Annotated in this window: 12 protein-coding genes; 4 read left to right on the plus strand and 8 right to left on the minus strand. The window is 65.6% G+C overall.

The annotated features are described in order from the left end of the window. Positions 1-75 precede the first annotated feature (75 nt). The 4 genes from A3A5_RS0114420 to A3A5_RS0114435 all read left to right on the plus strand — a co-directional run bounded on the left by A3A5_RS0114420 (position 76) and on the right by A3A5_RS0114435 (position 3,448). Positions 76-675 carry a TRAP transporter small permease subunit gene (locus A3A5_RS0114420; protein WP_026200784.1) on the plus strand — a complete coding sequence of 200 codons (600 nt, stop codon included), beginning with the start codon at positions 76-78 and terminating at the stop codon, positions 673-675. A 12-nt stretch (positions 676-687) separates the two neighbouring features. After that, the gene (locus A3A5_RS0114425; RefSeq protein WP_018311272.1) at positions 688-2,409 is read left to right on the plus strand and encodes a TRAP transporter large permease subunit; all 1,722 of its coding nucleotides are present in this window, start codon (positions 688-690) and stop codon (positions 2,407-2,409) included. A 399-nt stretch (positions 2,410-2,808) separates the two neighbouring features. Next, complete coding sequence (locus A3A5_RS0114430; RefSeq protein ID WP_026200785.1) at positions 2,809-3,045, plus strand: DNA-binding protein; 237 nt, start codon at positions 2,809-2,811, stop codon at positions 3,043-3,045. Then, positions 3,032-3,448 (plus strand): type II toxin-antitoxin system VapC family toxin, encoded by a 417-nt coding sequence (locus A3A5_RS0114435; RefSeq protein WP_026200786.1) that lies wholly within the window; start codon positions 3,032-3,034, stop codon positions 3,446-3,448. Before A3A5_RS0114430 ends, A3A5_RS0114435 begins: the two co-directional genes overlap by 14 nt. 63 nt (positions 3,449-3,511) lie before the next feature. Here the strand turns inward: A3A5_RS0114435 and A3A5_RS0114440 are convergent, their stop codons facing one another. From A3A5_RS0114440 to A3A5_RS0114475, 8 genes are all read right to left on the minus strand, one after another. After that, positions 3,512-5,785 (minus strand): arginine/lysine/ornithine decarboxylase, encoded by a 2,274-nt coding sequence (locus A3A5_RS0114440; protein WP_018311275.1) that lies wholly within the window; start codon positions 5,783-5,785, stop codon positions 3,512-3,514. 151 nt (positions 5,786-5,936) lie between these two features. After that, positions 5,937-6,503 carry a dCTP deaminase gene (dcd, locus tag A3A5_RS0114445; protein WP_010813843.1) on the minus strand — a complete coding sequence of 189 codons (567 nt, stop codon included), beginning with the start codon at positions 6,501-6,503 and terminating at the stop codon, positions 5,937-5,939. A gap of 98 nt (positions 6,504-6,601) precedes the next feature. Further along, positions 6,602-7,432: a formate dehydrogenase accessory sulfurtransferase FdhD gene (locus tag A3A5_RS0114450; protein WP_018311276.1), complete on the minus strand. Its 831-nt coding sequence runs from the start codon at positions 7,430-7,432 to the stop codon at positions 6,602-6,604. Positions 7,433-7,495: 63 nt separating this feature from the next. Continuing rightward, entirely contained in the window at positions 7,496-7,885 is a 390-nt protein-coding gene (locus A3A5_RS0114455; RefSeq protein ID WP_018311277.1) for a hypothetical protein, read from the minus strand. Between the two features lie 33 nt (positions 7,886-7,918). Continuing rightward, on the minus strand, positions 7,919-9,127 hold the full coding sequence (locus A3A5_RS0114460; protein ID WP_018311278.1) for a formate dehydrogenase subunit gamma: 1,209 nt from the start codon (positions 9,125-9,127) through the stop codon (positions 7,919-7,921). Between the two features lie 64 nt (positions 9,128-9,191). Then, positions 9,192-9,428, minus strand: a complete 237-nt coding sequence (locus tag A3A5_RS0114465) for a hypothetical protein (protein WP_018311279.1) — start codon at positions 9,426-9,428, stop codon at positions 9,192-9,194. Beyond that, positions 9,425-10,102, minus strand: coding sequence for a formate dehydrogenase FDH3 subunit beta (gene fdh3B, locus A3A5_RS0114470; protein WP_018311280.1), 678 nt, complete (start codon positions 10,100-10,102; stop codon positions 9,425-9,427). Before fdh3B ends, A3A5_RS0114465 begins: the two co-directional genes overlap by 4 nt. 15 nt (positions 10,103-10,117) lie before the next feature. Further along, positions 10,118-13,150, minus strand: coding sequence for a molybdopterin-dependent oxidoreductase (locus tag A3A5_RS0114475; protein ID WP_018311281.1), 3,033 nt, complete (start codon positions 13,148-13,150; stop codon positions 10,118-10,120). Positions 13,151-13,167 lie beyond the last annotated feature (17 nt).

Raw genomic sequence — 13,167 nt, forward strand, 5'->3', positions numbered from 1 at the left:
CCTAAAGATGCAAGGCAAGCGACGCGCGTAGACTAACGCGCCACCCCTGTCTCCCCCAATCCCTAGGACGATCACATGTCTTCCCTTATGAGGATCTCGCGGCTTATCGACGCCGTGAATGCTTTCATCGGGCAGTGGGCGAAATGGCTGGTCCTGCTCGCCGTGCTGGTCTGCGCAGGCAATGCCATCATTCGCTACAGCTTCAGCGTCAGTTCCAACGCCTGGCTTGAACTGCAGTGGTACATGTTCGCCGGCGTGTTCCTGCTCGGCGCGCCCTACACCCTGCGCCGCGACGAGCATGTGCGCATCGACGTCATCGCTGGCCGTTTTTCGGAGCGCACCCAGGTCTGGATCGACATCTTCGGCATCATCTTCTTCCTGCTGCCGATTTCCCTGATCATCCTCTGGCTGTCGATTCCCTACTTCTGGTTGTCGTACGCCGGCCATGAAATGTCCGGCAATGCCGGCGGCCTGATCCGCTGGCCGGCCAAGTTCCTCATCGTGGCGGGCTTCTTCCTGATGATCCTGCAAGGCCTGTCCGAACTGATCAAGCGCTTCGCCTACCTGAAGGGCCTGCTGCCGTTCTCGGAGTTCCGCAAGCACGCGGTCGACCCCGCGCTGGAAATCGCCGCGATCGCCCAGGCCAACCAGTCCGGTCCGTCCGAAAAACAATAAGAGGCGCGCACGATGACGCAATTCCTGATCGCGAACATGGCCCCGGTCATGTTCGCCTCGCTGGTCGTATTCCTGCTGTCGGGCTTCCCGATCGCGTTTGCCCTGGCCGCCAACGGGCTGCTGTTCGCCTTTATCGGCATCGAGCTGGGGATGCTGCCGCCCGAGCTGCTTCAGGCGCTGCCCAGCCGGCTGTTCGGCATCATCGAGAACGACACGCTGCTGGCGATCCCGTTCTTCACCTTCATGGGCCTGATCCTGGAACGCTCGGGCATGGCCGAAGACCTGCTCGACACCATCGGCCAGCTGTTCGGCCCGATCCGCGGCGGCCTGGCCTACGCGGTGATCTTCGTCGGCGCGCTGCTGGCGGCGACCACCGGCGTGGTGGCGGCCTCGGTGATCTCGATGGGGTTGATCTCGCTGCCGCTGATGCTCAAGTACAAGTATGACAAGCGGCTGGCGTCGGGCGTGATCGCCGCGTCGGGCACGCTCGCGCAGATCATTCCGCCGTCGCTGGTGCTGATCGTGCTGGCCGACCAACTCGGCCGCTCGGTCGGCGACATGTACAAGGGCGCGTTCGTGCCTGGCCTGGTGCTGACCGGCATGTACATGGGTTACGTGTTGCTGATCACGCTGATCAAGCCCGCCGCCGCACCGGCCCTGCCGATCGAAGCGCGCACGTTCCGCGAATCCAGCGGCAAGACCGGCGCCACTTCGGTGCTGGTGCTGACCGCGATGGCGATCGCGGTGGGCGTGGCGGTGGACAAGCTGTACAAGCCGGAGGCGCCCCTGGATGAGCGCCTGGTGATCTCGGTGGGCGCGGCGATCCTGTTCGCCTTCGTGCTGGCGGTGATCAACAAGGCGCTGAAGCTTGGCCTGCTGTCACATATGGCGGAGAAGGTCACCTTTGTGCTGATCCCGCCGCTGGCGCTGATCTTCCTGGTGCTCGGCACGATCTTCGTCGGCGTGGCCACGCCGACCGAAGGCGGTGGCATGGGCGCGCTTGGCGCCCTGATCCTGGCAATCGTGAAACGCCGCCTGGACCTCAGTCTGACCCGGCAGGCGATGGAGGCGACGCTCAAGCTGTCGGCCTTCGTGATCTTTATCCTGATCGGCGCACGCGTGTTCTCGCTGACGTTCTATGGCGTGGACGGCCATATCTGGGTCGAGCACCTTCTGACCAACCTGCCCGGCGGCCAGACCGGCTTCCTGGTGGCGGTGAACGTGCTGTTCTTCCTGCTGGCGTTCTTCCTGGACTTCTTCGAGCTGGCCTTTATCCTGGTGCCGCTGGTGGGGCCGGTGGCGGACAAGCTCGGCATCGACCTGATCTGGTTTGGCGTGCTGCTGGCGGTGAACATGCAGACGTCGTTCATGCACCCGCCGTTCGGCTTCTCGCTGTTCTACCTGCGCTCGGTGGCGCCGCGCGCAGTGAAGACCTCGGACATCTACTGGGGTGCGGTGCCGTTCGTGGGCATCCAGCTGCTGATGGTAGCGCTGATCATCGTCTTCCCAGGCCTGGTCAGCACCGGCACGCACAAGGCGCAGGATCGCAGCATCACGCGCGACCTGACCCTCGACCTGGAAGGCAGCAGCCCCAAGCCGGCGGCGCCCGGCCTGTCGGTGCCGGCCCCCGGCTCCGCGCCGGCCGCGCCCGGCTCGCTGGAACTGCCGGCGCAGCCGCCAGCGGAAAGCGAATCGGCCGCGCCGCAGTTCGAGTTCGAAAAGAAGAAGAACTGAGCCTGATGTCAGACCCAGGGCCCCGCAGCAATGCGGGGCTTTTTCTTTGGCGCGAGCCCACCCCGGAGGCGGCTGGCGCCTGACATTGCATCAGGCAATCCGCCGTCGCCCGCACAGCGGGCAACTGCCCGCGCCGTGCCGGCACCGGTCAGCGTGAAGGTGCGCGAACTGCGGTAGAGCGCCCATTGAGCGCAATTGCGAATCGGCTCATCGACCGGCGCCCCGGCGTGGCCCAGACTGGCCCTGCGTTGCGCGAACTAACCCAGGAGAGCCACCATGCCAACCATCACTCCCTTGCACCAGACAGGCGCGGCAAACATGCACCGCCTGCCTTCCATACGTGACCGCCGCATCGATAACAATGCTATCATCCCTTCATCCGATGGTGAGGAGGTCAAGATGGCAACACTACTCGTTCGTGGCATCGATGAATCCCTGGTCCAGCGCCTGCGCGAGCGGGCCGTCGCCAACGGCCGCAGCGCCGAAGCCGAGCACCGCGCCATCCTGGCGCAGGCGCTGGGCGGCACGCGCCGGCGCAGCTTTGCCGAGGTGCTGGCCAGCATCCCGGACGTCGGGCAAGACGCGGACTTCGAGCGGACCCAGGATCCGGGCGAGGCGCCGCGTGTATTTGATTGATACCAACGTCATCAGCGAGACGCGCAAGCGCGAGCGCGCCAACCCCGGCGTGCGCGCGTTCTTCCGGCAGGCAGCGCGGGAAGGTGCCGCGCTCTACCTGTCGGCGCTGACCGTGGGCGAGCTCCAGCGCGGCGTTGCGCTGATCCGCCATCGCGGCGATACGGCGCAGGCCGCGGTGCTGGAGCAATGGCTGGCGACCGTGCTGGAGGACTTTGGCCGGCAGGTGTTGCCGGTCGATGCCGACGTCGCCCAGGTCTGGGGCCAGCTGCGCGCGCCGCGGCCTGAGCATGCACTGGACAAGTTCATTGCCGCCACCGCGCTGATCCACGACCTGACCATTGTCACGCGCAATGTGGAGGATTTTCGCGGCACGGGCGCGATGCTGCTGAATCCGTTCACCTAGCCCCAAAAGAAAGGGCCCCGCATAGCGGGGCCCTGCTCACATCAGCGGGACGCAGACTGGCGCTCAGCCGTCCTGCTTGACGCAGTCGACAAAGTACGCCTTCTTGCCGTCGACCTCGTCCTCGACCAGGCCGTGGATGTCGGTCTCGAAGCCCGGGAACAGCTTGTTGAACTCGCGCGCGAACTTCAGGTACTGCACGATGGTGCGGTTGAAGCGCTCGCCCGGAATCAGCAGCGGAATGCCCGGCGGGTACGGCGTCAGCAGGATGGCGGTGACGCGGCCCTCCAGGTCGTCGACCGGCACGCGCTCGATCTCGCGGTGCGCCATCATGGCCCAGGCGTCCGACGGCTTCATCGCCGGCTCCATGTCCGACAGGTACATCTCCGTCGTCACACGGGCCACGTCGTTGGCCTTGTACACGCTGTGGATCGCATCGCACAGGTCACGCAGTCCCATGCGCTCGTATTGCGGATGCTTGGCGACGAATTCCGGCAGCACGCGCCACAGCGGCTGGTTCTGGTCGTAGTCGTCCTTGAACTGCTGCAGCTCGGTCACAAGCGAGTTCCAGCGGCCCTTGGTGATGCCGATGGTGAACATGATGAAGAACGAATACAGCCCGGTCTTCTCGATGATGATGCCGTGCTCGGCCAGGTACTTGGTGACGATCGCCGCCGGGATGCCGCGTTCGCTGAACTCGCCGTCCACGTCCAGGCCCGGGGTGATGAGGGTGGCCTTGATCGGGTCGAGCAGGTTGAAGCCGTCGGCGAGGTCGCCGAAGCCGTGCCAGCGCTCGTTCGCCTTGAGCATCCACGCTTCGCGGTCGCCGATGCCGTCTTCGATCAGCGCGTCCGGGCCCCACACCTTGAACCACCAGTCGCCGTTGTTGCCGGCGTCGTACTCGCCCTCGACCTTGCGCATGGCACGGCGGAAGTCCATCGCCTCCTGGATGCTTTCTTCCACCAGCGCGGTGCCGCCCGGGGCTTCCATCATCGCCGCGGCCACGTCGCACGAGGCGATGATCGAGTACTGCGGGCTGGTCGAGGTGTGCATCAGGTACGCCTCGTTGAAGCGGTAGCGGTCCAGCTTGCGCGTCTCGGAATCCTGCACCAGGATCTGCGAGGCCTGCGACAGGCCGGCCAGCAGCTTGTGCGTGGACTGCGTGGCGAACACCAGCGCGTCCTTGCTGCGCGGGCGGTCCTTGCCGATCGCGTGCATGTTGCGATAGAAGTCGTGGAAGGCCGCATGCGGCAGCCAGGCTTCATCGAAGTGCAGCGTGTCGATCTCGGCGGCCAGCATTTCCTTGATCTGCTCGGCGTTGTACAGCACGCCGTCGTACGTACCCTGGGTGATGGTCAGGATGCGCGGCTTCTGGTTCTTGGCCTTGCTGGCGAACGGGTGGTTGGCGATCTTCTTCCTGATCGTTTCCGGGTCGAACTCGCTCTTCGGGATCGGGCCGATGATGCCGTAGTGGTTGCGCGTGGGCATCAGGAAGACCGGGATCGCGCCCGTCATCATGATCGCGTGCAGGATTGACTTGTGGCAGTTGCGGTCCACCACCACGATATCGCCCGGCGCCACGTTGGCATGCCACACCATCTTGTTCGAGGTGGAGGTGCCGTTGGTGACGAAGTACATGTGGTCGGAGTTGAAGATGCGCGCGGCATTGCGCTCCGACGCCGCCACCGGGCCGGTGTGGTCCAGCAGCTGGCCCAGCTCGTCGACCGCGTTGCAGACGTCGGCGCGCAGCATGTTCTCGCCGAAGAACTGGTGGAACACCTGGCCCACCGGGCTCTTCAGGAACGCCACGCCGCCCGAGTGGCCCGGGCAGTGCCACGAATACGAGCTGTCCTGCGCGTAGTCGATCAGCGCCTTGAAGAACGGCGGCGCCAGCGTGTCGAGGTAGACCTTGGCTTCACGGATGATGTGGCGCGCCACAAACTCCGGCGTGTCCTCGAACATGTGGATGAAGCCGTGCAGCTCGCGCAGGATATCGTTGGGGATATGGCGCGAAGTGCGGGTCTCGCCGTACAGGAAGATCGGCAGGTCCGAATTGCGGCGCCGCACTTCGGCGACGAAGGCGCGCAGCTTCTCGATCGCGGCGGCCTCCAGCTGGTCTTCGCCGTCGCGCGTGAACTCGTCGTCGTCGATCGACACGATAAAGGTCGATGCCCGGCTGGATTGCTGCGCAAACGACGTCAGGTCGCCGTAGCTGGTCAGCCCCATGACCTCCATGCCCTCTTTCTCGATCGCCTCGGCCAGCGCGCGGATGCCCGAGCCTGAGATGTTCTCGGAGCGGAAGTCTTCGTCAATGATGATGACGGGGAAGCGGAATTTCATGGGGCATCCTTGATGGAATAGCAGGACATAAAGGACTTGAGCCACATGGCCGGCGAGGGTTCCCCGCGACGGCGACATGTGGCTCTCACGTCAGGTTTGGCGGCCTTTCCGGGGGCCAGCCGTTCCGGCAAACGCCGGCATTGTAATGCGCTCAGGTCTTCGGCAGTGTGACACCGTGCTGGCCCTGGTACTTGCCGCCCCGGTCACGGTACGAGGTCTCGCAGACTTCGTCGCTCTCGAAGAACAGCACCTGGGCGCAACCCTCGCCGGCGTAGATCTTGGCGGGCAGCGGCGTGGTGTTGGAGAACTCCAGCGTCACATAGCCTTCCCATTCGGGCTCGAACGGCGTCACGTTGACGATGATGCCGCAGCGGGCATAGGTACTCTTGCCCAGGCAGATGGTCAGCACGCTGCGCGGGATCCGGAAGTATTCCATCGTGCGCGCCAGCGCAAACGAATTGGGCGGGATGATGCAGACATCACCCTTGAAATCCACGAACGACTTCTCGTCGAAATTCTTCGGATCGACGATGGTGCTGTTGATATTGGTGAAGATCTTGAATTCGTCGGCGCAGCGGATGTCGTAGCCGTAGCTCGAGGTGCCGTACGAAACGATCTTGCGCCCGTCCTGCTCCCGGACCTGGCCTGGCGCGAAGGGCTCGATCATGCCGTGCTGCTCCGCCATGCGGCGGATCCACTTGTCGGATTTGATGCTCATAAGGTTGGGAGGGTAAACACACTGGCTCGGAGTGCGCCGCATTGTACAACCAATCGGGGCCCGCCCCTGCAAGCAAACGCAAGCCAGCCAGGTGATGCTTACGCCACCGCATCTTCCGGCAGCCGGTGGCGGAAGCGCTCGCGCCCGGTGTAGAGCAGGAAGTGCTTGCCGGTGCAGCGCGCAAACAGCGTCAGGTTGACGCGCCGCGCCATCTGGTAGCCCATCTGCGTCACGCCCGAGCGCGACAGCAGGAACGGGATGCCCATCTGCGCGCCCTTGATCACCATCTCGGAGGTCAGGCGCCCGGTGGTGTAGAAGATCTTGTCGCCGCCGCCCATGCCCTCCAGCCACATGCGTCCGGCAATGGCGTCGACGGCGTTGTGGCGGCCCACGTCCTCGACGAACATCAGCAACTCTGTGCCCTGGAACAGCGCGCAGCCATGCACGGAGCCTGCCTGCTTGTAGACCGACTGCTGCAGCCGGATGGTGTCGATGATGCCGTACAGGGTGTCCTGGTCCAGCGTGGCGCCCACCGGCAGCCGGATGCTGTCGACCTCATCGAGCAGCGAGCCGAACACGGTGCCTTGCCCGCAGCCAGTGGTCACCACCCGGCGCGCGGTGCGTTCCTCGATGCGGTCCACGCCATTGCGCGTGGTCACGGCGGCCGACTCGGTTTCCCAGTCGACTTGCACCGCGGCGATGTCTTCGATCGATTCCACCAGCCGCTGGTTGCGCAGGTAGCCCAGCACCAGGTGCTCGGGCGCGCCGCCCAGGGTCATCAGCGTGACCAGCTCGCGCTTGTCGAGGTAGACCGTCAGCGGACGCTCGCCCGGCAGGTAGGCCGCGCGCACGCGGCCCTGCTCGTCGACGACTTCAACCTCTTCGATCAGGGGAACGGCTGCCTGGGTAAGCTCGGGACGCAGGGTCATGACGAGGGGCTCGGGACTGCTGGTGAGGGCCCCGCGCCGCGCGCGGCGTGCATGGGGCCGTGGTTACGGCGCCTTTGCAGGGGATTGTACCGCGCCAGCCGCGGCCGGTCTGGCGTCGGCCGCGGTGCTTGCCACGGCTGGCGCCGCGGCGGCAGGCGCAGCGGCGGTCGGCGCCACGAACGGGCCCGGATCGGCGCATGCGGCGGTCTGCGACGGCGCGCGGGCTTCCTGGCCATGGGCCTTGCGCTCGGCGAAGTAACGCGCCGCGGTCTGGTCCTGCGCGCGGCACAACTGGTAGGCGGCGACCTTGTCGGCCCAGGCGGCGCGCGCCTTGGTCTCGGCGGCCTTGGCCTGCTGGGCCTCGGTCGGCGGCGGCAGCTTGGCCAGCGCGCCGGTGGCAAAAGTGGCGCCCGCACACAGGGCAACCAGCGTCAGGGTGCGTGTCATCGTCATCGTGGGTTCCGCATGGTCTGGTTGGCGCCGGCCTCAGGCTTCGCCCGGGGTATGCCGGGTATTGCGCCCCGCGGCCGCTTCCGGGCTGGCCGAACGCTGGGCCGGGATCTTGCCGGACTTGATGTCGTCGTACCAGTGCTCGTGGTGCTCCCTGGCCCAGGCCTCGTCCACCCAGCCATCGCGCATGGCACGGTAGGCGCCCTCCATGCCGACAGTGCCCATGTAGATATGGCCGCACGCCATCGCGATCATCAGTACGGCCGAGATCCCGTGGATCACGTTGGCGATCTGCATGGTCGAGCGGTAGTAGTCCATGCCCGGCACGATCATGTCCAGCACCCAGCCCGACGCCGACAGCACCAGCCCGAACACGAACACGCCGATCCAGAACCACATCTTCTCGCCGGCATTGAAGCGCCCGCTCGGCACATGCTTGCCGGACGCCAGGCCGCCAAGGCTGGTCACCCAGCGCAAGTCGTCGCGGTTGGGCAGATTGTCGCGCACGAACACCACGAAGCCCACGATCACCGACAGCGTAAAGATGGGGCCGATCACGTTGTGCAGGTTCTTCAGCACGTAAGTCAGCCAGCCGAACAGCATGTGGCCCATCAGCGGCAGCAGGAAATGCTTGCCCAGCAGCAGCACGATGCCCGACACCGCCAGCACCACGAACGAGATCGCCATGGTCCAGTGGACAATGCGCTCAAGCGGCGTGAAGCGCTCGATCATGCGGCCGGTGCGCGGCGTGCGCAGCGCGATGGTGCCGCGCCAGAGGAAGAAGCCCAGGATGGCAAGCGGCACCACCAGCAGCAGCCAGCCGCCCCAGACGGTGATGACGCCATTGCGGAACAGGCGCCATTGCTGCCCGGTGCGCTGGATCAGCACGCCCGCTTCCTTGTCGGGCAGGCTGCTGTAGTGGCGCTGGTCGGAATTGACCTCGCGAAAGACCGGCGCATTGTTGCCGGGCTGCGTGACGGTGCGGTCTTTCTGCGATTGCGCCTCGGCGGCGATGTCGCGGCGTGGCACGTTAAAGATATTTTCCGACGCGATGCCGGCCAGAGGCTGGACCGGGTGCGTGGCCGGGTTATTGGTGTCGGCGTTGGCCTGTGCGGCGGCCGGTGCCGGCGGTGCCGAGGCCGGCGCCTGTGCGGCGGCGGTGCCGGCAAAGGCCGCCAGCGCCAGCGCGCCGGCGCTGAGCCAGCGCCGCCAGCCTGCGCGGCATGCATTCTGCGACGGCGTCATGTGCGCTCCTTCGGATCGTCGAGGACCAGCGCCCGGCTGCCGGGGCGGCCCAACTGCAGCGCCTTCATTGCGTGCGGTTGTACTCGTTCTGCAACTGGTTGCGCTGGCGGATCTGGTTGTTCCAGCTGGTCTTGTCGCCCGCGGTCCAGCCCTTGGCCACGAACGGATCGTCCGGGGCGCCCTGGTAGGCCTGGGCGTCAGCCTTGCGGTGCGACGGGCCGATGGTCTGCGGCTTCTCGCCGCACGCCGCCAGCAGCACGCCACACAGCGACAGCAATGCAACAACGCGGATGTGGTTCATGACGCTTGCCCTCCCGAGGCCGCAGGTGCAGCCGGCGCAGCGGGCGCCGGCTGTGCCGGTTGGGCCGGCTGGGCCGCGCCGCCCTTGGCGGTGCCATAGGCCGTACCCCAGCCGAACACGTCGCCGCCGGTGCCGCGCTTGATCACGCGGTTGCGCAGGATGTCGGCGATCACATCGCCGTCGCCACCCAGCAGCGCCTTGGTCGAGCACATCTCGGCGCACAGCGGCAGCTTGCCTTCGGCCAGGCGGTTGCGGCCGTATTTCTCGAACTCCGCTTCCGAGCCGTTCTTTTCCGGACCGCCCGCGCAAAAGGTGCACTTGTCCATCTTGCCGCGCACGCCGAAGGTGCCGGTCGACGGGAACTGCGGCGCGCCGAACGGGCAGGCGTAGGAACAATAGCCGCAGCCGATGCAGACGTCCTTGTCGTGCAGCACCACGCCGTCCTCGGTGCGGTAGAAGCAATCGACCGGGCAGACCGCCATGCAGGGCGCGTCCGAACAGTGCATGCAGGCCACCGAGATCGATTTCTCGGCGCCGACCATGCCGTCGTTGACGGTGACCACGCGGCGCCGGTTCACGCCCCAGGGCACCTCGTGCTCGTTTTTGCAGGCAGTGACGCAGCTGTTGCACTCAATGCAGCGCTCGGCGTCACAGAAAAATTTCATGCGTGCCATGGTGTCCCTCTGCGCTTATGCAAACCGCTCGATCTGGCAAACGGTGGTCTTGGTTTCCTGCATCATCGTGACCGCGTCGTAGCCGTAGGTGGTGGCCGTGTTGACCGCTTCGCCCCGCACCACCGGCATCGCGCCCTCGGGGTAGTAGTCCTTCAGGTCCTTGCCCTGCCACCAGCCCGAGAAGTGGAACGGGATAAACGCGGTATCGGGCCCCACCCGCTCGGTCACCAGTGCGCGCACCTTGATGCGGGCCCCGGTGGGCGTCTTCACCCAGCAGAAGTCACCGTTGCGGATGCCGCGGTCGGACGCCGCGCGCGGGTTGATCTCGACGAAGTTCTCCTGCTGCAGCTCGGCCAGCCACGGGTTGGAGCGGGTTTCCTCGCCGCCGCCCTCGTACTCGACCAGCCGCCCGGAGGTCAGGATGATCGGGAACTTCTCATAGACCTTGTTCTCGATATTGCGCTGCTGCACCGACTTGTATAGCGTGGGCAGCCGCCAGAACGCCATCTTGTCGTCGTGGGTCGGGTACTTGGCGACCATGTCCGGGCGCGTGGAGTACAACGGCTCACGGTGCTGCGGGATCGCGTCGGGGAAGTTCCACACCACGGCGCGCGCCTTGGCATTGCCGAACGGGTGGCAGCCATGGTTCTTCATCACCACGCGCTGGATGCCGCCGGAGAGGTCGGTCTTCCAGTTCTTGCCTTCGGCCTTGGCCTTCTCGGCGTCGGTCAGGTCGTCCCACCAGCCCAGCTTCTTCAGCAGCACATGGTCGAACTCCGGATAACCGGTGGTGATCTCCGCGCCCAGCGAATACGAGCCGTCCTCGGCCAGCAGGTTGACGCCGTCGCGCTCCACGCCGAAGTTGGCGCGGAAGTTGCCGCCGCCATCCATCACGTGCTTGCTGGTGTCATACAGGTTGGGCGAGCCCGGGTGCTTCAGTTCCGGCGTGCCGTAGCACGGCCACGGCAGCCCGAAGTAGTCGCCGGTCAGGTCGTAGCCGGTCACCGGGTCCTTGCCCGCCTTGCAGCGCAGCGTCTTGACGTCGAACATCTGCATATTGCGCATATGCGACTTCAACCGCTCCGGCGACTGGCCGGTGTAGCCGATGGTCCAGTTGCTGGCGTTGATCTCGCGCAGGATCGATTCCGGCTCCGGTTCCATCCAGGTGCGGCCGGCGCGCTTGACCTCGATCAGCTTCATGTTCTTCGACAGCTCCTTGCCAAAGCCAAGCTTGTCGGCGAACGCCTGCATGATGGTCTGGTCGGGCATCGACTCGAACAGCGGCTCGATCACCTTCTCACGCCATTGCAGCGAGCGGTTGGAGGCCGTGCACGTACCCGAGGTCTCGAACTGCGTGGCCGCCGGCAACAGGTACACGGCGCGGTTCGGATTGACCTTGTCGCCCTCGGCCGGCGGCATGTTGGCCATGGCCGCAGTCGCCGACGGGTACGGGTCGATCACCACCAGCAGGTCGAGCTTGTCCAGCGCCTTCTTCATCTCCAGGCCGCGCGTCTGCGAGTTCGGGGCATGGCCCCAGAAGAACACGCCGCGAACGTTGTTGTCCTGGTCGATCAGCTCATTCTTCTCGGTGACGATATCGATCCAGCGCGACACCGTGGTGCCGGACTTCTCCATCATCGCCTGCGAGACGAACTGCTTCTTGATCCATTCGTAGTCGACGCCCCACACCGCGGCGTAGTGCTTCCACGCGCCCGTGGCCAGGCCGTAGTAGCCCGGCAGCGAGTCCGGGTTGGGGCCCACGTCGGTCGCGCCCTGCACGTTGTCGTGGCCGCGGAAGATGTTGGCGCCGCCGCCCGACACGCCGATATTGCCCAGTGCCAGCTGCACGATGCACGAAGCGCGCACAATCGCGTTGCCGATGGTGTGCTGGGTCTGGCCCATGCACCACACCAGCGTGCTGGGACGGTTCTTGGCCATGATCTCGGCCACCATGTAGACCTGCGCCTCGGGCACGCCGCAGACTTCCTCGACCTTGTCGGGGGTCCACTTGGCCAGCACTTCTTCCTTCACCTTGTCCATGCCGTAGACGCGGTCATGGATGAACTTCTGGTCTTCCCAGCCGTTCTTGAAGATGTGGTACAGCATGCCAAACAGGAAGGCGATGTCGGTGCCCGAGCGGATGCGCACGTAGTGCTGGGCCTTGGCCGCGGTGCGCGTATAGCGCGGATCGACCACGATCACCTTGCAGCCGTTCTCCTTGGCGTGCAGCAGGTGCAGCATCGATACCGGGTGTGCCTCGGCGGCGTTGGAGCCGATATACAGAGCTGCCTTCGCGTTCTGCATATCGTTGTACGAGTTGGTCATCGCACCGTAGCCCCAGGTATTGGCCACGCCCGCCACCGTGGTGGAGTGGCAGATGCGCGCCTGGTGGTCGGTGTTGTTGGTGCCGAAGAACGACACCCACTTGCGCAGCAGGTAGGACTGCTCGTTGCTGTGCTTGGACGAGCCGACGAAGAACATCGAGTCCGGACCGGTCTTCTGACGGATCTCCTTCATCCTGGTGGTGATCTCGTCCAGCGCCTGGTCCCAGCCGATGCGCTGGTACTTGCCGTTGACCAGCTTCATCGGGTACTTGAGGCGGTATTCGCCGTGGCCATGCTCGCGCAGCGCGGCGCCTTTGGCGCAGTGCGCACCCATGTTGATGGGCGAATCGAATACCGGCTCCTGGCGGATCCACACGCCGTTCTGCACCACCGCGTCGACGGCGCAGCCGACCGAGCAGTGGCCACAGACAGTGCGCTTGACCACGATGCCGGTCTTGCCGTCGGCTGCCGCTTTCTTGTCGTCCGCGGCATCGGCCTTGCGGATCAGCGACAACTGCGAGGCCGCCAGGCCGGCGCCAACGCCAATGCCTGAACGCTTGAGGAAGCTGCGGCGGTCCATGGTCGGCATCGCGCCGGCCAGGCTGGCCGCGAGCCGGTGCGAGAGTCGGCCGGAGGCTGCGCCGGCATGTTCAGGCCGGTTGGCGAGGCCGTCAGCGAGGCGGGCGGATGCGCCCTGCGCCGCGCGTTTGCGGGTCAAGATCATGTCTCACCTCAGATGCG

It is taken from the genome of Cupriavidus sp. UYPR2.512, assembly GCF_000379565.1.
Classification (GTDB): Bacteria; Pseudomonadota; Gammaproteobacteria; order Burkholderiales; family Burkholderiaceae; genus Cupriavidus.